This window comes from Streptomyces incanus (assembly GCF_042656345.1).
GTDB classification, from domain to species: domain Bacteria; phylum Actinomycetota; class Actinomycetes; order Streptomycetales; family Streptomycetaceae; genus Streptomyces; species Streptomyces incanus.
Genome location: NZ_JBHSPC010000095.1, coordinates 74826 through 95014 on the forward strand (window position 1 = coordinate 74826; position 20189 = coordinate 95014).

Below are 20189 nucleotides of genomic sequence, written 5' to 3' on the forward strand. Positions count from 1 at the left end.
AGTCAGAAGGGGCGGCTCAGAAGGGGAACCTGCTGCGGCCGTGCTGCACCGAGATCCACTTCATCGTGGTGAAGGCGTCCAGCATCGCCTCGCCGTTCAGCCGACCGCTGCCGGAGTTCTTCTCGCCGCCGAAGGGGACGATCGGCTCGTCGTGCACGGTGCCGTCGTTCACGTGGAACATGCCGGTGTCGATCTGCTTGGCGAAGGTGACCCCGCGCTCGACGTCCCCGGTGTGCACCGCGCCGCTCAGGCCGTACGGGGTGTCGTTGACGAGGCGTACGGCCTCCTCCTCGCCGTCGAACGGGACGAGGAAGACGACCGGGCCGAAGACCTCCTGCCGGAGCAGGGCGGAGTCGGCGGGGAGGCCGGTGAGCACGGACGGCTCGACCAGGTTGTCGGTCCGGGTGCCGCGCACCAGGGCGGTCGCGCCCTCGGCGAGCGCCTGCTCCACGACACCGGCCAGCGAGTCCGCCTGCTGGGAGTTGATCACCGGGCCGATGACGGTCCCGGGATCGCGCGGGTCGCCCGCCTTGAGGGACTTGACCTTGGCGACGAACTTCTCGGTGAACTCGTCGGCCACCGCGCGGTCCACCAGCACCCGGTTCGCGGCCATGCAGACCTGGCCCTGGTGGACGTACCGGCTGAACACGGCCGCGTCGACCGCGTAGTCGACGTCGGCGTCGTCGAGGACCACCAGCGCGCTGTTGCCGCCGAGTTCGAGGACCGAGCGCTTGAAGAGGCGTGCGCAGACGGTGGCCACATGGCGGCCGACCGCGTCGGAACCGGTGAAGGAGATGACCTTCGGGACCGGGTGCTCGAGGAAGGCGTCGCCGATCTCCGCGATGTCCGTGATGACGACGTTCAGCAGACCGCCGGGCAGACCCGCGTCCTCGAAGATCTTCGCGATCAGCGCCCCGCCGACGATCGGGGTGTTCTGGTGCGGCTTGAGCACCACGCCGTTGCCGAGCGCGAGCGCCGGGGCGACCGACTTCAGCGACAGCAGGAACGGGAAGTTGAACGGGCTGATCACACCGACGACGCCGACGGGCACGCGGTAGACGCGGTTCTCCTTGCCGTCCACCGGCGAGGGGATGATCCGGCCCTCGGGGCGCAGCGCCAGGTGCACCGACTCGCGCAGGAACTCCTTGGCGAGGTGGAGCTCGAAGGCCGCCTTCAGGCGCGTCCCGCCGAGTTCGGCGATGATCGCCTCGGTGATCTCGTCCTCGCGCTCCTCGACCAGCTCGAGCGCCTTCTCCAGCACCGCGCGGCGCGCGTACGGGTTGGTCGCCGCCCACTGCTTCTGCACGCGGGCCGCCGCCCGGTAGGCCTCGTCGACCTCGTCGACGGTGGCTATCGTGATCGACGCCAGTTTCTCGTCGTCGTACGGATTGAAGTCGATGATGTCCCAGGAACCGGTGCCCGGACGCCACTCACCGTCGATGTACTGCTGGGCCAGGTCGGTGAAGTACGACGACATGTGATCCCTCAACCCCTCAATCCCTCGCTGCCGAACCGGGCCCACCCCGGATCGGCCTCACCACCCGACCGGCCGGGCGATCGGCGTGCGATCGGCAGGCGACCGGTCATGCGATCGGTCGTGCGATCGGTTCGGTCGCACGGCGCGGCTTCGTCCTCTGCCGTACGGACTGATTGGGCGTCATCGTACTTATGTTTCAGGAGAGTTGAAGGAGACCTCGCAGAAGGTCCCGGCTCTCCGAAGGGCCCGGGCTGTCCTGCTGGAGCTCCTTGAGCGCCTTCTCGTACTGGGCGACGTCCTCGGCCTTGTCGAGGTACAGCGCGCTCGTCAGCTGCTCCATGTACACGACGTCCGAGAGGTCGGACTCGGGGAAGCTGAGGATGGTGAACGCGCCGGACTCGCCGGAGTGGCCGCCGAGGCCGAACGGCATGACCTGCAGCCGGACATTGGGCCGCTCGGAGATCTCGATCAGATGCTGGAGCTGCCCCTTCATCACCCCGCGGTCGCCGTACGGCCGGCGCAGCGCGGCCTCGTCGAGCACGACGTGGAACTCGGGGGCGTTCTCCGCGACCAGGTACTTCTGCCGCTCCAGGCGCAGCGCCACCCGTCGTTCGACGTCGGCCTCGCTCGCGCCCCGCATGCCGCGCCGGACCACCGCGCGCGCGTACTCCTCGGTCTGCAACAGGCCGTGCACGAACTGCACTTCGTACGCCCTGAGCAGCGCGGCGGCACCCTCGAGGCCCACATAGGTGGGGAACCAGCTGGGCAGCACGTCCGAGTAACTGTGCCACCAGCCCGCGACATTGGCCTCCTTGGCCAGGGAGAGCAGCGAGGCGCGCTCCTGCTCGTCCCCGATGCCGTACAGCGTCAGCAGGTCCTCGACGTCCCTGGTCTTGAAGCTCACCCGGCCCAACTCCATCCGGCTGATCTTCGATTCGGAGGCGCGGATCGAATAGCCCGCCGCCTCGCGCGTGATCCCCCGAGCCTCACGCAGTCGCCTGAGTTGTGATCCGAGCAGCATGCGCCGCACCACCGATCCCGGCTCTCCCGCGCTCACGTTCGCCAGCCTCCCCAACGTCTGCCAGGGGCCGAAGTCTGCCACTAAAACACTCCGAGCAGTACTCGCCCGGTTACGGAAATGGAATCAGGGCTGAGGTTTCGAACAGGGAGGAGCAGAGAGTAGGCCACGGAAGTGACAGGAGGGACATGAATACGGCGGAAAAATTGACCAACAAGCGGTACGGCAGGGCTCATTTCGGTCAACTGCACGTGCATCTGCCCTTGCATCTGCCGTGCGCATCCGAAACCATGGTCTCCGCACCACCGCCGTATCGCTACGACCGCGAATCCCGGGAGTGCCTCGCATGGGGACGAATGGATCGACCATGCTCGAGCCGTTACGGCAGGGCCTTCCACCACTGGACCCCGCGGCCGTGTCCGACGCCGCCTCCTGCTCCCTCCCCGCCCGCCACGAAGCGGTCCGTGAGGCGCGGCAGTTCACCAGGAAGACCTGCGACCAGTGGGGCCTGGACCACCGCTTCGACGACGTGTGCCTGGTCGTCTCCGAGCTGGTCACCAACGCCCTGCGGCACGGCCTGCCGGCCGGCGCGCCGCGGCTGGCGGGGCAGGAAGCTCCGGTGCGGCTGCATCTGATGCGGTGGACCGGACGGCTGGTGTGTGCGGTGCGCGACCCGAGCCACGACAGTCCCGTCACCCGCGACGCGGACGACTTCTCCGCGGAGTCGGGCCGCGGGCTGCTCCTGGTCGAGTCCTTCAGCGACGGCTGGGGCTGGCAGCCGATGCGGAGCGGACGCGGCAAGGTGGTCTGGGCGCTGTTCCTGCTACGGCCTCCCGGCGGCGCATGACGAACGCGGCACCTTGGGGTGCCGCGTTTCTACGCGCGTCGCGCAGGACTCAGGGGCCGCCGGGCGCGGCGGGCGCGGCGGGCGCGGCGGGCGCGGCGGGCGCGGCGGGCGCCTTCGTCAGCCGACGACCAAATGATCGAACTCGCCGTCCTTGATACCGAGGAGCATCGCCTCGATCTCCGCCCGGGTGTAGACGAGTGCCGGCCCCTCGGGAAAACGGGAGTTGCGCACCGCCACCTCGCCGCCCGGCAGCCGGGCGAACTCGACGCAGGAACCCTGCGAGTTGCTGTGCCGGCTCTTCTGCCAGGCCACGCCGTTCAGCCCGGTGGCCGCCATACCGTTGAACACGCGGGACGCGCCGACACCGCCATACACGTCGCCGTCGTACACATCACCGTCGTACACGTCGTGGTCCACAGGTCGCTCCCCGTTGTGCACTGGCTGGTGTGGCCATTGATGCAGTGGTCAACTGACCCGGATCATAGCTTTGTTCAAGTGCTAATGCATGGGCAGATGCACGTGCACGCGGGGTGTTCCCGCAGTTACAGCCCTGCGGCCCGGCCTGCGGAACCCCGTGTGGGTTGAGACGCGTACGGAGGCCCTCTTGTTCCCTCGTTGCCTTCGTGTGTCCTCCCGCTCCCTCATCAGTCCCGCAAGCGGTCTCTTTTCTTCGTCGACCAACGGTCTCCATGGGGAAGCAGGGCCGTCTTCCGGGCCTTCCCGGCCGCCCGCGCGAGCTGCCGCTGTGGTAGTGCGGCGGGTGCCGTCCTCGCCACCGTGCCGTCCCCGTCACCGCGCGGTGACGGTGCGGTGCGAGGTGGCTCACCGGGGCTGGTGGGGTGCCGGGTACGTCCTGTTAGCTGTCTGCGGTCGTTCCGGCCGACGTGGCCGGCTACAGGTAGGGGGCTTGCGGTGACATCGGTGGATCAGGGCAGTACGGGGATGCCGGCGGGCTCGGGAGCGGTTTCGAGGGCGGTTCCAAAGGCGCCTCGGGGTGCGGCTCCGGATGCGCCTCCGGAGGGGGCTTCGGTGAGGGCTTCGGTGACTACCTCGTCCGCGTCGCGCTCCTGGCGCGCCGTGTCACGCCGGCGCGTACGGCTCGCGGTCGCGGCCACAGGCCTGGCGGGCTCACTCGTCCTCACCGGGTGCAGCGGCGACAGCGGCTCCGGCGACGACTCCACGCCATCCGCCGAGCCGTCCGCCTCGGCCACCACCGATCCCGACGGCGGCACCGGCGGCGGCACCGGCGGGACGGACGGGACGGGCGGTTCGGACACGAGCAGCGCCCCGGCGGGTGAGCTGGAGGGCAGCTGGCTCACCACGGCCGACGGCAAGGCCGTGGCGCTGATGTTCACCGGTGAGCAGACGGCCCTCTTCGCCACGGGCGGCACCGTGTGCAGTGGCACCACACAGGAGGACGCCGGAACCTCGACGATCAGCCTGAAGTGCGCGAACGGCAACGAGGACCGGACGAGCGGCACGGTCGACTCGGTGAGCGGGACCACCCTGAAGGTCACCTGGGAGGGCTCCCTCGGCACCGAGACGTACATGAAGGCCAAGGGCGGCCGGCTGCCGTCGGGTCTTCCGACCGCGGGGCTGGGGTCGTAGGACCTGCCCCCGCGTGAGGACATCGGTCCTCCGGATGCACGGGGAGGGGTCCCCGGGGTGTGATGATCTGTGGGCTGCTCCACGACCCCAGGGGAATCCTCATGCGCGCCATGCCGATCACCGTCACCGCTGTCACCGCCCTCCTCCTGCTGACCGCCTGCGGCGGCGAGGGCGGTGGTGACGGGGCGAAGGACGACGCGAAGCAGGGGAGCGGGGCCTGTTCGAGCGCGACGGTGGACATGGAGGCCGGCCCCGCGAGTGAGGCCCCGGCCGCCGGTGACACCGGCGAGGTCCCTGTGAACCTCGTCAACCAGGGTGCCGCCTGCGTCCTGGACGGCTTCCCCGAGGCAAGCCTGGTGGCCGGGGGCGAGCTCGTCGCGCTGGCACCGGTCGAGGGCGCGACGGCGCAGAAACTGACTCTGGCCGAGGGCGAATCGGTTTCCTTCACGATCACCTACGTGCGCGGGCCGGAAGGCGCGGGCGAGAGCCTGGACGCCAAGACCCTGCAGATCGGCCTTCCCGGCGACTCCGCCACCCAGGACTTCCCCTGGACGTACGGCCCGGTGGCGGTCAAGGAAAAGACCGAGGCCGCGGCCGACGCCTCCGTGGGCGCCTTCCAGCGGACGGGCGACTGACCGGCGGACGGGTGACCGAACGGACTGCCGGCCTCCGAGCGGGGCTGCCCGCGCCCCGCAGCCGGCCCCGCGCGGGGCCGGGTGATCCTCAACCCACCCACCCGCGCGGGCTCCGGCCCACGCGACCCACGCGGTGTCGCAGGGTGCGGACTCCGGTTCAGCCGAGCCGTCGGCGGGCTTCGACCTGGGCGTTGTCCGCCGCCCGCGCGCCCTCCTGCCAGCCCGCCGCGTCACTCACCCCGCGTAGCCGGGTGGTCGTCGTCTCCGGGAACAGGCGGTCCAGCCGCTCGGTGACCGCGACGTCGCGGGAGGCGAGCACCGGGAGCAGGTCGTCGCTCAACCCGCTCGTCCGGCCTTCGGCGGCAGCCGCGAGACGTGCGCCCACGCGATGGGCGTAGGCCGCGAGGAAGGACTGCCGGAAGGTCTTGGTCCGCTTACGTCCGCCCGCCTTCTGGGCCGCCTCCGCCTTCGTCATGGCCGTACCGGCCTGTACGAGCAGTGAGGTGTAGAGAAGTTCGACCGCTTCCAGGTCGGCGTCGAAGCCGACCACGGTGGAGAAGCCGAGGGGTTCGTTCCACACCGCCCGGCAGTGGTTCGCGTCGGCGATCGCGTCGAGCAGGACGGCCTTGATCTGCTCGTACGGCGCTTCCACCCCGATCCGGCACGCGCCCGGCACCGTCGCCGCGTGTGCCCGCACCGCGAGCAGGGCCTCGTCGACGCTGTGCCGCGCCATCAGTTCCTGCGCCTTGGCGGTGAGCGCCTCCGCCTCCTCCGGGAATCCGGTCGCCTCCGCCTTGGCCAGCAGCGCGCGGATGCGGCCGAGCATGCGGGACTCCGGACGCCGGTCCCGCGCGTCCGGGCCCGCCACGCCGGCAGCCTCGGCCGCCGCCTCGTCGAGGGGTTCGAGCACGGGCAGGCGCAGCAGCAGCCGGTACAGCTCCAGTACGGCCGTGGCGTGCGAGAAGCGATCGGTGCGGGACGGGGGCGCGGGTGCGGCGCCGGGTTCGTCGAGGGCGTCGAGCTGGGCGGTCCAGCGTGGTCCTCGGGGCCGGTCGTGCGGCGCCTGCGCGCGGATCAGCCCCGTGACGAGTCGTAGGTGTACGTCGTCCAGTTCGCGCCGGACCATCCGTACGACATCGGCGGGCTGCCAGCCGCGCCGCCAGGCGTTCGCCAGGAACTCCTCGCCCCGCCGGGCGAGTTCGGCGCCCGCCGCCGGGTCGACGGCGAGCAGGGACGCGCCGGTGTCGAGGGCGTCGTCGGTGGTGGCGTACAAGGCGGCCCGGAAGGCGCGGTCGACGGTGCTGGACGTACTCACGGGCCGATCGTGTCATGCCGCGGGAAGTCGCCACCAAGTGTCAACCCGCAGTTGACACCCTCTTGCTGTCAACCTACCGTTGACACATGACGACGAACCCCGGCATCAAGTCATCCGTACGTCTCGACGACCTCATCGCAGCCATCAAGAAGGTCCACGAGGAACCCCTTCAGCAGCTTCAGGACGCGGTGCTCGCGGGTGAGCACCTCGGCGACGTGGCGGACCACCTGATCGGCCACTTCGTGGACCAGGCCCGACGTTCGGGCGCCTCCTGGACGGACATCGGCAAGAGCATGGGCGTCACCCGGCAGGCGGCCCAGAAGCGTTTCGTGCCCAAGGAGTCGGCCGCCCTCGACCCGAACGAGGGCTTCAACCGCTACACGACCCGCGCCCGCGCCGTGGTGATGGCCGCGCACAACGAGTCCAAGGCCGCGCGCAACGCCGAGGGCCTGCCCGAGCACCTGGTCCTCGGCCTGCTGGCCGAGCCGGGCGGCCTGGCCGCGAAGGCGATCACCGAGCAGGGCGTCACCCTGGACGCGGTCCGCGCGGCCGCCACCGCGGCCCTCCCGCCGGCCGTCGAGGACGCCCCCGAGCTGGTGCCGTACGGCCCGGCGGCCAAGAAGGTCCTGGAACTCACCTTCCGCGAGGCCCTCCGCCTCGGCCACAACTACGTCGGCACCGAGCACCTCCTGCTCGCCCTCCTGGAGCACGAGAACGGCAAGGGCGTCCTCAGCGGCCTCGGCGTCGACAAGACGACCACCGAGCGGTACGTCGCCGACCTGCTGGCGCAGGTCGTGGAGACACGGCAGGAGGGCGACCAGGAGCAGGAACCCCCGGCGGAGAACTGATCCCGGCCGTCGCCGGCCCCGCTGTCGGATCCCGGTGTCGCGGCTCCGGTGTCGCGGCTCCGATGTCAGACCCCCCTGCCACACTCACGTCATGGCCGACCGGTGGGCACTCTCTTTGACCGAGGACGGCGGCGTCGACGTCGCCCCCCTCGGCACGGACGGGCTGCCCGCCGGTCCGGTGCGGCGGGAGGCGGATCCCGCCGAGGCCGTGCGGAGCCGTCCCGGCGTCACCCGGTGGGTGTGGCGGTCCACCGCCGAGGTCCATCCGCGCCTGCTCGCCACGGGGGTGCGAGTGGAGCGGTGCTACGACGTCGAGGCCGCCGAGACGCTCCTGCTCGGCCACGAGGGTCGGTACGGGCAGCCCCGTTCGGCCGCGGCCGCCCTGGCGCGGCTCCACGGCGGCCCCGTACCGCCCGATCCGCCGCAGCGCCCGGCCGAGCCGGGCGCGCAGTCGCCCCTCTTCGAACCCCGGGGCACCCACGTCCCGCCGGCGGACCTCCTCGCGGTCTACGCCGAACAGCAGCGCCGGATCGAGGCCACCGCGCACCCGGACCGGATGCGGCTGCTGGTGGCCGCCGAGTCGGCGGGGATGCTCGTCGCCGCCGAGATGAACCGCGCGGGGATGCCCTGGCGGGCGGACGCGCACCGCGCGGTGCTGCATGACCTGCTCGGCGAGCGGTACGCGGGCGGCGGCGAGCCCCGCAGACTCGCCGAGCTCGCCGACGAGGTGTCCGCCGCCTTCGGCCGCCGGGTCCGGCCCGACCTGCCCGCCGACGTCGTCAAGGCGTTCGCGCAGGCCGGGATCAAGGTCTCCTCGACCCGCCGCTGGGAGCTCGAGTCCCTCGACCATCCGGCGGTGAAACCGCTGATCGAGTACAAGAAGCTGTACCGCATCCGGGTCGCCCACGGCTGGTCCTGGCTCCAGGACTGGGTGCGCGACGGCCGCTTCCGGCCCGAGTTCCTGGCGGGCGGGACGGTGACCGGCCGCTGGGTGACCAACGGCGGGGGCGCGCTGCAGATCCCCAAGGTGATCCGCCGCGCGGTCGTCGCCGACCCGGGCTGGCGGCTCGTCGTCGCCGACGCCGACCAGATGGAGCCGCGCGTCCTCGCGGCGATCTCCCGTGACCCCGGGCTGATGGAGGTGGCCGGCCGGGAGACCGACCTCTACCAGTCGGTGTCCGACCGCGCCTTCTCCGGCGACCGCGCGCAGGCGAAGCTCGCCGTCCTCGGCGCGGTCTACGGCCAGACGTCCGGCGACGGCCTGAAGAACCTCGCCGCCCTCAGACGCCGCTTCCCCAAGGCGGTGGCCTACGTCGACGAGGCCGCCCGCGCCGGCGAGGAGGGCCGGCTCGTACGGACCTGGCTCGGCCGCACCTGTCCGCCCGCGACCCGCACGACGGACGACGCGGTGGAGGAGGCGGGCATCCCGCTCACGGAGGAGGAATCCGATACCGCCCGGCAGTGGGTACCGGGCTACGCCTCGACCGACGCCCGCGCGCGAGGCCGTTTCACCCGCAACTTCGTCGTCCAGGGCAGCGCCGCCGACTGGACCCTGCTGCTGCTCGCCGCGCTGCGGCAGGCGGTGAGGGACATGGCGGCCGAGCTGGTCTTCTTCCAGCACGACGAGGTGATCGTGCACTGTCCGGAGGACGAGGCGGAGACGGTGGTGAGGGCGATCCGGGAGGCCGCGGAGCTGGCCGGGCGGCTGACGTTCGGCCCGACCCCGGTGCGGTTCCCGTTCACGACGGCGGTGGTGGAGTGCTACGCGGACGCCAAGTGACCACGGAGGCCGGGCTCCCCGGCGGACTCGGGGAGGAGGGTGGGGGCCGGTTCGGAGGCAGGTCCCCGAGTCGGCTCACGGGTGAGTTCGCGGGCGAAGTCGCGGACCAGGTCGTACGGGGCGTAGCAGCCGTATGCGGTCCCCTCCAGCAGCGACACCTCGACGAACCGGTCCGGCGCGGCCTCCGCGCGGCGCACGTCGATGCCCGCGAGGCGGGCCGGCCGGGCGGCACCGTATCCGGGTGGATCGAACGCGCCGATGCGGCGCAGGACAAGGGCCGCGTCCCGGCCGGCCCCGCGAGCGGAGGCGGCGAGCGCGTCTGGGCGACGGCGAGGGAACGGCGGACGCTGAGATCGTCACAGCTCTCCCCGTTCATCCCGCCGCCTGCACGACGGAAGCCGCCACACCACCGGCACGGTCCTGAACGAACTCGGGGTCGACATGCCCACGATCATGGAGATCCTGCGGCACACCCGGATCAGCCAGACCCGCCGGTACGTGAAGGGAAGATCGCATCTGCCGAAGGACGCGACGCGCCGCAGGGAAGACGCCTTCGTGCCGACGCCAAAACCCGCGACCGGGACCAGAACTGAGACCGAGACCGAGAATCGGCGCGCAACCCGCGCTCGACATCTGCGCCGTATGCGCTGAAAGCAAAAGCCCCAGGTCACGGCGAGTGAGTCCTGAGGCTTTCACAGAGCCGCCTTCGGGATTCGAACCCGAGACCTACGCATTACGAGTGCGTTGCTCTGGCCATCTGAGCTAAGGCGGCGTGCTGCCGACACCATGGTGCGATCAGCGACGACGGTAAGTCTACACAGTTCCGAGTGGTGCTTCGCACCTGCCCCGGAGGCGGGCCGGGGGCCTGCCTCCGGGATGGGTGTACCCGCTATGAGCAGCGCTTTCCGTCCGCGGGCGGGGTGCCGTCGACGAGGTAGGTGTTGATCGTGGAGTCGATGCATTCGCTGCCCCGGCCGTAGGCGGTGTGGCCGTCGCCCTCGTAGGTGAGGAGGCGGGCCGAGGTGAGCTGGTCGGCCAGGGCCTCCGCCCAGCGGTAGGGGGTCGCGGGGTCACGCGTGGTACCGACGACGACGATCGGAGCGGCGCCCTTGGCCTCGATGCGCTCGGGCTCACCCGTGGCGGCGACCGGCCAGTACGCGCAGTTCAGGGCGGCCCAGGCGAAGCCCTCGCCGAAGACCGGGGACGCCTTCTCGAAGTCGGGGAGCGCATCCCTCACCTGGTCCGGGGAGTCGAAGGCGGCCGGGAGGTCCAGGCAGTTCACGGCGGCGTTGGCGAACATCAGGTTGGCGTACTTACCGTTGGCGTCGCGTTCGTAGTAGCTGTCGGAGAGGGCGAGGAGTCCGGCGCCGTCGTTCTTCTTCATCGCCTCCGTCAAGGCCTTGCGCAGGAGCGGCCAGGCGCCCTCGTCGTACATCGCGGCGATCACGCCGATGGTGGCCAGCGACTCGGTGAGCTCACGGCCGTCGGCGTCACCGGTGGGGACCGGCTGGGCGTCGGTCTTGGCGAAGAACTCCTTCAGGTTCCTGCCGACCTCTTCGGGACTGGTGTTCCGGCCGCCGAGCGGGCAGTCGCTCTGCCGTACGCAGTCCTTCGCGAAGGCCGTGAACGCCGCGTCGAAGCCCGCCGTCTGCTCGATGTCGAGCTGCCGCGCGGACAGGGAGGGGTCCAGCGCGCCGTCCAGCACCAGCCGGCCCGTCCGGCTCGGGAACAGCCCTGCGTACGTCGCCCCGAGGAACGTCCCGTAGGAGGCGCCGACGAAGTTCAGCTTCTCGTCGCCCAGCGCCGCCCGCGCGATGTCCATGTCCCGGGCCGCCTCGATGGTGGACACATGGCGCAGCAGCTTCGGCGCGTCCGCCCCGCAGCCCTCGGCGAACTTCCGGTAGGCGGCGACCAGCGTGTCCGCCTCCTTCGCGTCGTCCGGTGTGAAGTCCGTCTGCGTGTACGCGTCCATCTCGGGGCCGGTCAGGCATTCGACGGGCTCGCTGCGAGCCACGCCCCGCGGGTCCACGGCCACCATGTCGTAGCGGGCGCGCACCTCCTTCGGATAGCCGATGCCCGCGTACGCCTGGAGGTAGTCGATCGCCGACCCGCCCGGTCCGCCGGGGTTGACCAGCAGGGAGCCCAGCCGCTTCCCCGGGCCCGTGGCCTTCTTGCGGGACACGGCGAGGCGGATGTCGCCGGCGGACGGGTCCGCGTAGTCGAGCGGGGCCTTCAGCGTGGCGCACTGGAAGCCGGGCGCTCCGCAGGCGCGCCAGGTCGGCTTCTGCTCGTAGTACGGCGTGAGCGCCTCGGGCGTGGAGCGGGGCAGGGCGGCCAGCACCGCCGCCTTCTCCTCCTTCGCCGCCGAGTTCGCGGAACTCGTGGTGCTCGTCGTGCTCCCGGAGGAGCAGCCGGAGACCAGGAGCGCGACGACGAGCAGCGTGGCTCCGGTACGGGTCCTGCGGAGGGTGCGCCTTGTGTACATGCTGCGAGCGTAACTCTGCGCAATGGAGTGAGTGCCCTGTGTGCGTGTCACGCGTCGTGCGAGTCGCGATTTCCGGGCTGCGGGATGCGGTTTTCGGGTTCGGGTCCGAGGCCGGGTTCGGGATCAGCCTGCTCTGAGGGCCATCGTCATCGCCTCCACCGCCAGGAGCGGGGTCACGTTGCGGTCGAGGGCGTCGCGGCAGGCCGCGATGGCCTCGATGCGGCGGAGCGTGGATTCGGGGGAGTTGCCCCGGGCCAGACGTTCCAGGGTGTCCTCCGCGTCCGCGTTGGCGATGGCCACGCGGGAGCCGAGCTGGAGGGCGAGGACGTCACGGTAGAAGCTGGTGAGGTCGGTCAGGGCCACATCGAGGCTGTCCCGCTGGGTACGCGTTCTGCGGCGCTTCTGCATGTCCTCCAGTTCCTTGACCACGCCCGCGGTGCCGCGCGGCAGCCGGCCGCCCTGCACCGCGCCGAGTGCCGCCTTCAGCTCGTCGGTCTCCTTGGTGTCCATCTGCTCGGCCAGCTGTTTGGCGTCCTCCGCGGCGGCGTCGACGAGTTCCTGGGCCGCCTTGAGCGCGTTCCCGATGTCCTCGACGCGCAGTGGCAGCTTCAGTACGGCGGCACGGCGCTCGCGGGCGGCCGGGTCGGTGGCCAGCCTGCGGGCCCGGTCGACGTGCCCCTGGGTGGCGCGGGCCACGGCCGCGGCGACGTCCGGCTCGATGCCCTCACGGCGTACGAGCAGGTCGGCCACGGCGTCGACGGAGGGCGTGCTCAGGTTGAGGTGGCGGCAGCGGGAGCGGATCGTCGGCAGGACGTCCTCGACGGAGGGGGCGCAGAGCAGCCAGACCGTGCGGGGCGCGGGCTCCTCGACGGCCTTGAGGACAGCGTTGGCGGAACTCTCGTTCAGCCGCTCGGCGTCCTCGACGAGGATCACCTGCCAGCGGCCGTTCGCCGGTGCGGTGAACGACTTGCGGACGGTGTCACGCATGTCGCGCACCAGGATCATCGCGCCGACGGCGGCGATCGTGCTCACGTCGGCGTGGGTGCCGATCAGGGCGGTGTGGCAGCCGTCGCAGAATCCACAGCCCGGGGACCCGCCGAGCGCGCGGTCGGGGCTGACGCACTGCAACGCGGCGGCGAAGGCGCGCGCCGCCTGGTTGCGCCCCGCGCCGGGCGGTCCGGTGAACAGCCACGCGTGGGTCATCTTCGACGCCGCCGGCGGTGGGGCGCCGACCGCCGCGGCCGTGACGAGGGCGTCGGCGTCCCGCGCGGCGGCGGCGAGCTGGTCGCTCACCCGCTGCTGCCCGACGAGGTCGTCCCACACGGTCATGGGTCACGCCGCCCTTCCGTCATGTCTGCCACGTTCGCCACGTTCGCCACGTTCGCCACTCATTGTCCATTGACTGATTCCGATGACCGGGATCCATTGCCCGAATCCATTGTGGGGGTGACCACTGACAGTCCTGGACCAGCCGCGGGACCAGCCCGGGAACAGTACCCGCCGGCCCGGGAGAACGATGCTGGGCGGGGGCCGTCGTTCCGCCCCCGCCCAGCATCGGCACCTCGGTGGACCGCCGCTCGTGTCAGCGACGCCGTCCCTTGCCCTTGCCCCGGCCGCCCTCGTCGGGTTCACCCGGTTCGCCGCGCTCGTCGTCGCGCGAGCCCAGCAGTTCGTCCGCCAGGGTCGGCAGGTCGTCCAGCGGGGTCTCCTCGGCCCAGTCCGAGCGCTGCCTGCGCCGGTCCGGCATGTTCTCGAGGTCGACCTGCGGCAGCTCGCGCGTACTGGCCACGTCGTCCTGGGTGATCGCGGGGAGCACCGCCGTCTCCTCCGTGGCGCTCGGCGGCGGCACAGTCGGCAGCACCTCGGTCTCGTCGGCCGCCCTCGGCGGAACCGACACCTGCGGCAGCTCGGTCGTCGCCTCGGCCTCGGACGGCCGGGAGGACCTGGTCCAGCCGGGCTGCCCCTCGCTCCCGCCCCGCGCGGAGTCACGCCGGCCCTTGCGGAACCGGTCCGAGGAATCGCCGGGGCCCGGCCCGTCCTCTCCGGCCGCGTCGCCCGTCACCCTGGGCAGCACCGCCGTCTCGTCCGCCGAAGCCGACCCGCTCGAAGCATCCGAACCACCAGACGCATCCGCGCCACGCGGCACATCCGAACCGCCAGACGCGTCCGAACCCCGCGAAGCATCCGACCCCCGCGAAGCGTCCGAACCACGCGCCGCGTCAGCCCAGCTCACCGGGGAGGGCCCCGCCTCCGCCGCGGCCGCGGCCTGCTCCGCGAGGCGTCGGGACTCCTCGGCCCGCCGCAGTGCCTCCTCGGCCTTGCGCTGCTTCTCCAGGCGCAGTGCCTCGGCCGCGGCACGCAGCCGCTCCTCCTCTTCGGCCTGCTTGCGGCGGCGCTCCTCCTCCGCCTTGCGGCGGGCTTCCGCCTCCGCGCGCGCCTTCTCCTCGGCGAGGAGCCGCTGCCGCTCCTCCTCGGCACGGCGGGCGGCCTCCTCGGCGCGCTGCCGGGCCTCCTCCGCCTGCCGTTCGGCTTCGCGCCGCTGCGCCTCCTCCAGCTCGCGCCGCTTGCGCTCCTCCTCCTCGGCACGCAGCCGCGCCAGCTGTTCCTGGCGCTCGCGTTCCAGGCGCTCTTCCTCGGCCTTGCGCGCCGCTTCCTCCTCCGCCTTGCGGCGGGCCTCCTCCTCGGCCTTGCGCCGGGCTTCCGCGATGGCCTTGATCTCGGCCTCGGAGAGCGGCAGCACCTGGTCGAGCCGGTGCCGGATGACCGTACCGACCGCGTCCGGCTCCTGACCGGCGTCGACGACCAGGTACCGGCCGGGGTCGGCCGCGGCCAGTGTGAGGAAACCGGCCCGCACGCGCGCGTGGAACTCGGCGGGCTCCGACTCCAGCCGGTCCGGCGCCTCGGTGAACCGCTCGCGCGCGGTCTCCGGCGCCACGTCGAGGAGCACGGTGAGGTGCGGTACGAGGCCGTCGGTGGCCCAGCGGTTGATGCGGGCGATCTCGGTCGGCGACAGGTCGCGCCCGGCACCCTGGTAGGCCACCGAGGAGTCGATGTACCGGTCGGAGATGACGACCGCGCCGCGCTCCAGGGCGGGCCGTACGACCGTGTCGATGTGCTCGGCGCGGTCCGCCGCGTACAGCAGGGCCTCCGCGCGGTGGGACAGTCCGGCGCTCGAGACGTCCAGCAGGATCGACCGCAGCCGCTTGCCGACCGGGGTGGCCCCCGGCTCACGCGTGAGCACGACTTCGTGGCCCTTGCCCCGGATCCACTCGGCGAGCGCCTCGGCCTGGGTGGACTTCCCGGCCCCGTCGCCGCCCTCCAGGACGACGAAGAAGCCGGCACCCGCCACCGCGGGCTCGGGGTCGTCGCCGCCGAGCAGCGCGTCCCGGAGATCCTGCCGCAGCGGCACCCCGGAACGGTCGTCGACCTTGGCCAGGACGAGCGCGGCCACCGGCAGCAGCAGCGCGCCCACCAGCATCAGCGTGAACGCGGCACCGCCGTGCGCGAAGACGAACCGGCCGCTCTCCAGCCGGTGCGGTCCGATGCCCGCGGCCACCAGCGGGGCGATCACCGCGCCGAGTGCCACGAAGAGGCGGACGACCGCGTGCAGGTGCTCCGTCGTACGGGGCCGCCGCTGGTCCTCGGTCTCCTGGTCGAGCAGGGTGTGCCCGGTGTTGGCCGCCGTGCCCGCGCCGACACCGGCCAGCGCGGCGATCAGCAGCACGCTGGTGACGTCCGGCACCAGTCCGGCGGCGAGCAGCGCGATGCCGGTGAAGGCGAGCGCCAGCGCGAGCAGCCGGCGTCGCGACAGCGACGGCAGCAGGGCCGGCGCGGTCCGTATGCCGACGACGACACCGCCGGTCAGCGCGGCCACCAGCAGGCCGTAGAGCACGGGCCCGCCGCCCAGGTCATCGGCGTGCAGCACGAACACCGCGACGGCGGCCGACACCGCGGCGGCCACGGACGCGGAGGCGAGCACCAGCAGCGGCATGGCGCCGGTGCGGCCCTTGTCGGAGCCGGCGGTGCTCTTCGGGCGGCGCAGCCCCTCCAGCGGCGACCGCGCGCGGGGGGTGCGCGTACCGGGCAGTTCGAGGAACGTCACCATGGACAGCGACGCGGCGAACAGTCCGGCCGCGACATACGAGGCGAGCGCCGCCTGGTGCTGTTCGAACCAGTCGATGCCCGTGCCCAGCAGGTTGTTGAGGAGTCCCGCGACGACGAGGACGAGGGCCGCGGCCGGCACCGCCACGAAGCCCGTACGCAGCGACAGGCGACGGAGCGCGTCCATGTGGTCCGGCAGTGGCCGCACCGTCGCGCCCTCCAGGGGCGGGGCGGGCAGCAGCGCGGGCGCCGCGCTCTCCCGGCAGACCGTCCAGAACCGCTCGGCGACCGATGACACGAAGGCGGTGACGAGGAGCAGGGCGAGCGCGTGGTCGGGCGTCCAGTCGATCCACAGGGGCGCGACGATGAGCAGGGCCGCCCGCAGTCCGTCCGCGGCGATCATGGTCCAGCGGCGGTCCAGCGGGCCGCCCGGAGAGGTGAGCGACGTGAGCGGGCCGAGGAGGACGGCGCCGAACAGCAGCGTCGCGAGGATCCGCACCCCGAAAACGGTCGCCACTGCGAACGCCACGCCCCGGTAGCCACCGCCGAACGAACCTTCGGCGACCGCCACCTGGAGAGCGAGGAGCACCAGCACCAGGAGGGCGAGGACGTCGCCGACACCGCCTACGAGCTGCGCGCTCCAGAGGCGTTTCAGCTGCGGGCGACGCAGCAGGGCGCGGACCGCGCGCTCGCGGGAGTCCGCGACCAGGGCGTCGTCGGGGGCCGTTTGAGGGGCCGTTGGCGGCTCGGATCGCGTCATGCGTTCAGCCTATCGGCCCGCACCGACACCTCGGGCCTTCACTGTGACATGTACACACCCTGACACCGAAGTGTTGCCGGGACGTTCGCATTCCGAACCCTCGCGAAGATCCGCACCGAGGAACGGGCAGGTCCTGAGGGTTCCGCGTGAGCTTTGCGGGAGCTTCGCCGGAGTTCCCGGGGCCGCTGGGGCCCTGGGAACTCCGGCACCCTCATCAGGTCCTGAAGGCTCCTCAGTCCTCGGCACCGTTCGAGGCGGCCGTCGCCTTCTTCGCGGCGGCGGACTTCGTCGCCGTGGCCGTGGCCGTCGTCTTCCGCGCCGCCGTCGTCTTCGCGGCGGTCGTGGTCTTCTTCGCCGCGGTCTTCTTGGCGGCCGCCGTCTTCTTCGCCGGAGCCTTCTTGGCGGCCGTCTTCTTGGCGGCCGACTTGGCCGGGGCCTTCTTGGCCGTCTTCTTGGCGGGTCCCTTGGCGCGCTTCTCGGCGAGCAGCTCGAACCCGCGCTCCTGGGTGATCGTCTCGACGCTGTCGTCGGAGCGCAGGGTCGCGTTGGTCTCGCCGTCGGTGACGTACGGGCCGAAGCGGCCGTCCTTCACCACGACCGGCTTGCCGCTGACCGGGTCCTCGCCCAGCTCCTTCAGCGGTGGCTTGGCCGCGGCCCGGCCACGCTGCTTGGGCTGGGCGTAGATCGCCAGCGCCTCCTCCAGCGTGATCGTGAAGAGCTGCTCCTCGGACTGCAGCGACCGCGAGTCGGTGCCCTTCTTCAGATACGGCCCGTACCGGCCGTTCTGCGCGGTGATCTCCACGCCCTCGGCATCGGCGCCGACCACGCGCGGCAGCGACATCAGCTTCAGCGCGTCGTCGAGCGTCACCGTGTCCAGGGACATCGACTTGAAGAGGGAGGCCGTGCGCGGCTTGACCGCGTTCTTGCCGGTCTTCGGGGTGCCCTCGGGGAGGACCTCCGTGACGTACGGGCCGTAGCGGCCGGCCTTGGCGACGATCGGGTGGCCCGTCGCCGAGTCGATGCCCAGCTCGAAGTCACCGCTCGGCTTGGCGAGCAGCTCCTCGGCGAACTCCACCGTCAGCTCGTCGGGCGCCAGGTCCTCGGGGACGTCGGCCCGCTGGTGGTTCTCGGAGTCCTTCTCGCCGCGCTCGATGTACGGGCCGTAGCGCCCGACCCGCAGCACGATGCCGCTGCCCACCGGGAACGACGACACCTCGCGCGCGTCGATCGCGCCCAGGTCGGTCACCAGCTCCTTGAGGCCGCCGAGGTGGTCCCCGTCGCCGTTGCCCGCCTCGGCCGCGCCGCCACCGCTGCCGCCCGCGGGGAGGTCGCTGTCGGGGGCGCTCTCGCCGAAGTAGAACCGCTTGAGCCACGGCACGGCCCGCGCCTCGCCGCGTGCGATGCGGTCGAGGTCGTCCTCCATGCGGGCGGTGAAGTCGTAGTCGACGAGCCGGCCGAAGTGCTTCTCCAGCAGGTTGACGACGGCGAAGGAGAGGAAGGACGGCACGAGGGCCGTGCCCTTCTTGAACACGTAGCCGCGGTCGAGGATCGTGCCGATGATCGACGCGTACGTCGACGGGCGGCCGATCTCCCGCTCCTCCAGCTCCTTGACCAGCGACGCCTCGGTGTAGCGGGCCGGGGGCTTGGTGGCGTGGCCGTCGGCCGTGATCTCCTCGGCGGTGAGGGCGTCGCCCTCGGCGACCTGCGGCAGCCGGCGCTCGCGGTCGTCGAGCTCGGCGTTCGGGTCGTCCGCACCCTCGACGTATGCCTTCAGGAAGCCGTGGAAGGTGATGGTCTTGCCGGACGCGGTGAACTCGACGTCCCGTCCGTCGGCCGCCGTGCCACCGATCCTCACGGTGACGGAGTTGCCGGTGGCGTCCTTCATCTGGGAGGCGACGGTCCGCTTCCAGATCAGCTCGTAGAGCCGGAACCGGTCGCCGGTCAGGCCGGTCTCGGCAGGGGTGCGGAAGCGGTCGCCGGAGGGGCGGATCGCCTCGTGCGCCTCCTGCGCGTTCTTCACCTTCCCGGCGTAGGTGCGCGGCTGCGGCGGCAGGTAGTCGGCGCCGTAGAGCTGCGTGACCTGGGCACGGGCGGCGGCGACCGCCGTCCCGCTCAGCGTCGTGGAGTCCGTACGCATGTAGGTGATGTAGCCGTTCTCGTACAGCTTCTGCGCGACCTGCATGGTGGCCTTCGCGCCGAAGCCGAGCTTGCGGCTCGCCTCCTGCTGCAGCGTCGTCGTACGGAACGGGGCGTACGGCGAGCGACGGTACGGCTTGGACTCGACGGACCGCACGGAGAACCGGGTGTTCTCCAGGGCGGCGGCCAGGGCGCGGGCGTTCGCCTCGTCGAGCTGGAGGGTGTTCGCGTTCTTCAGCTGTCCCAGGGAGTCGAAGTCGCGACCCTGCGCGACACGCCTGCCGTCGACGGACTGCAGGCGGGCGAGCAGCGAGGACGGATCGGAGGCGTCCCCGGCGCGGCCCGTGGAGAAGGTGCCGGTCAGGTCCCAGTACTCGGCGGAACGGAACGCGATGCGCTCCCGTTCCCGCTCGACCACGAGGCGGGTGGCGACGGACTGGACACGGCCGGCGGACAGCCGGGGCATGACCTTCTTCCACAGGACCGGCGAGACCTCGTAGCCGTAGAGACGGTCGAGGATGCGGCGGGTCTCCTGGGCGTCGACCAGCTTCTGGTTGAGCTGGCGCGGGTTGGCCACGGCCTCGCGGATCGCGTCCTTGGTGATCTCGTGGAAGACCATCCGCTTGACCGGGATCTTCGGCTTGAGCACTTCCTGCAGGTGCCAGGCGATGGCCTCGCCCTCGCGGTCCTCATCGGTGGCGAGGAAGAGCTCGTCGGATTCCTTCAGCAGGTCCTTGAGCTTCTTGACCTGGGCCCGCTTGTCGGCGTTGACCACATAGATCGGCTGGAAGTCATGGTCGACGTCCACACCGAGACGGCGGACCTCACCGGTGTACTTCTCGGGCACCTCCGCGGCGCCGTTGGGAAGGTCGCGAATATGCCCGACGCTCGCCTCGACGATGTAGTCAGGGCCGAGATAGCCCTTGATCGTCTTCGCCTTGGCAGGCGACTCGACGATGACGAGTCGGCGGCCGCCCTTCGCGGTCTCGCTGGTCGGGGACAACTTCGCTCTTCTCTCCGGTCGACGCTGGGGCCTCCCCGGGCTGTCGTCCCGGGGTCGGGTCTGCATTCACGGTTCGTGACGCTGCGGAGTGTGACGGTACATCCCGCCCCCGTGTCAAACGGGAAAAGCCCGCAACGGCCACTCGAACGGTAACCCGACTTGCACCGTTCCTGCCG

The 20189-nt window shown here is 71.7% G+C and carries 14 protein-coding genes, 1 tRNA gene and 1 pseudogene; 6 read left to right on the top strand and 10 right to left on the bottom strand.

All coding sequences use genetic code 11. From position 1 onward, the window contains the following. Positions 1 to 16: 16 nt before the first annotated feature. Positions 17 to 1477, bottom strand: a complete 1461-nt coding sequence (locus tag ACFP2V_RS27925) for an aldehyde dehydrogenase family protein (protein ID WP_381218051.1) — start codon at positions 1475 to 1477, stop codon at positions 17 to 19. A gap of 196 nt (positions 1478 to 1673) precedes the next feature. Beyond that, entirely contained in the window at positions 1674 to 2498 is an 825-nt protein-coding gene (locus tag ACFP2V_RS27930) for a helix-turn-helix domain-containing protein (RefSeq protein ID WP_381218137.1), read from the bottom strand. A gap of 343 nt (positions 2499 to 2841) precedes the next feature. On the opposite strand from ACFP2V_RS27930, the gene ACFP2V_RS27935 reads away from it, so the two are divergent. Further along, positions 2842 to 3342 carry an ATP-binding protein gene (locus ACFP2V_RS27935; RefSeq protein WP_381218053.1) on the top strand — a complete coding sequence of 167 codons (501 nt, stop codon included), beginning with the start codon at positions 2842 to 2844 and terminating at the stop codon, positions 3340 to 3342. A gap of 117 nt (positions 3343 to 3459) precedes the next feature. Here the strand turns inward: ACFP2V_RS27935 and ACFP2V_RS27940 are convergent, their stop codons facing one another. Next, positions 3460 to 3759 carry a DUF397 domain-containing protein gene (locus tag ACFP2V_RS27940; RefSeq protein ID WP_381218055.1) on the bottom strand — a complete coding sequence of 100 codons (300 nt, stop codon included), beginning with the start codon at positions 3757 to 3759 and terminating at the stop codon, positions 3460 to 3462. 624 nt (positions 3760 to 4383) lie between these two features. On the opposite strand from ACFP2V_RS27940, the gene ACFP2V_RS27945 reads away from it, so the two are divergent. After that, positions 4384 to 4950, top strand: coding sequence for a hypothetical protein (locus tag ACFP2V_RS27945; protein WP_381218057.1), 567 nt, complete (start codon positions 4384 to 4386; stop codon positions 4948 to 4950). Between the two features lie 101 nt (positions 4951 to 5051). Continuing rightward, a complete protein-coding gene (locus ACFP2V_RS27950) occupies positions 5052 to 5585 on the top strand; it encodes a DUF4232 domain-containing protein (protein ID WP_381218059.1) in 534 nt (177 codons plus the stop codon). Positions 5586 to 5742: 157 nt separating this feature from the next. Here ACFP2V_RS27950 and ACFP2V_RS27955 read toward each other — a convergent pair whose 3' ends face one another. Further along, positions 5743 to 6900 carry a DUF2786 domain-containing protein gene (locus ACFP2V_RS27955; protein WP_381218061.1) on the bottom strand — a complete coding sequence of 386 codons (1158 nt, stop codon included), beginning with the start codon at positions 6898 to 6900 and terminating at the stop codon, positions 5743 to 5745. Positions 6901 to 6986: 86 nt separating this feature from the next. Here ACFP2V_RS27955 and ACFP2V_RS27960 point away from each other — a divergent pair, with 86 nt between their 5' ends. Together ACFP2V_RS27960 and ACFP2V_RS27965 are read left to right on the top strand one after the other, a co-directional pair. Beyond that, positions 6987 to 7748 carry a Clp protease N-terminal domain-containing protein gene (locus ACFP2V_RS27960; protein ID WP_381218063.1) on the top strand — a complete coding sequence of 254 codons (762 nt, stop codon included), beginning with the start codon at positions 6987 to 6989 and terminating at the stop codon, positions 7746 to 7748. Between the two features lie 91 nt (positions 7749 to 7839). Then, on the top strand, positions 7840 to 9528 hold the full coding sequence (locus ACFP2V_RS27965) for a bifunctional 3'-5' exonuclease/DNA polymerase (protein WP_381218065.1): 1689 nt from the start codon (positions 7840 to 7842) through the stop codon (positions 9526 to 9528). Here the strand turns inward: ACFP2V_RS27965 and ACFP2V_RS38735 are convergent. After that, complete coding sequence (locus ACFP2V_RS38735) at positions 9510 to 9725, bottom strand: hypothetical protein (RefSeq protein ID WP_461088825.1); 216 nt, start codon at positions 9723 to 9725, stop codon at positions 9510 to 9512. The two genes, ACFP2V_RS27965 and ACFP2V_RS38735, sit on opposite strands and share 19 nt — an antisense overlap. A gap of 181 nt (positions 9726 to 9906) precedes the next feature. Between ACFP2V_RS38735 and ACFP2V_RS27975 the strand changes: the two are divergent. After that, a pseudogene (locus tag ACFP2V_RS27975) lies at positions 9907 to 10179 on the top strand (tyrosine-type recombinase/integrase); the annotation flags it as partial. A 47-nt stretch (positions 10180 to 10226) separates the two neighbouring features. On the opposite strand, the gene ACFP2V_RS27980 reads toward ACFP2V_RS27975, so the two are convergent. From ACFP2V_RS27980 to topA, 5 genes are all read right to left on the bottom strand, one after another. After that, positions 10227 to 10300, bottom strand: a tRNA-Thr gene (locus tag ACFP2V_RS27980). Between the two features lie 117 nt (positions 10301 to 10417). Then, positions 10418 to 12013: an alpha/beta hydrolase gene (locus tag ACFP2V_RS27985; RefSeq protein WP_381218067.1), complete on the bottom strand. Its 1596-nt coding sequence runs from the start codon at positions 12011 to 12013 to the stop codon at positions 10418 to 10420. A gap of 123 nt (positions 12014 to 12136) precedes the next feature. Beyond that, positions 12137 to 13342 (bottom strand): DNA polymerase III subunit delta', encoded by a 1206-nt coding sequence (locus ACFP2V_RS27990; RefSeq protein ID WP_381218069.1) that lies wholly within the window; start codon positions 13340 to 13342, stop codon positions 12137 to 12139. A 253-nt stretch (positions 13343 to 13595) separates the two neighbouring features. Beyond that, complete coding sequence (gene tmk, locus ACFP2V_RS27995; protein ID WP_381218071.1) at positions 13596 to 16874, bottom strand: dTMP kinase; 3279 nt, start codon at positions 16872 to 16874, stop codon at positions 13596 to 13598. A 232-nt stretch (positions 16875 to 17106) separates the two neighbouring features. Then, positions 17107 to 20013 (bottom strand): type I DNA topoisomerase, encoded by a 2907-nt coding sequence (gene topA / locus ACFP2V_RS28000; protein WP_381218073.1) that lies wholly within the window; start codon positions 20011 to 20013, stop codon positions 17107 to 17109. Positions 20014 to 20189: the final 176 nt, after the last annotated feature.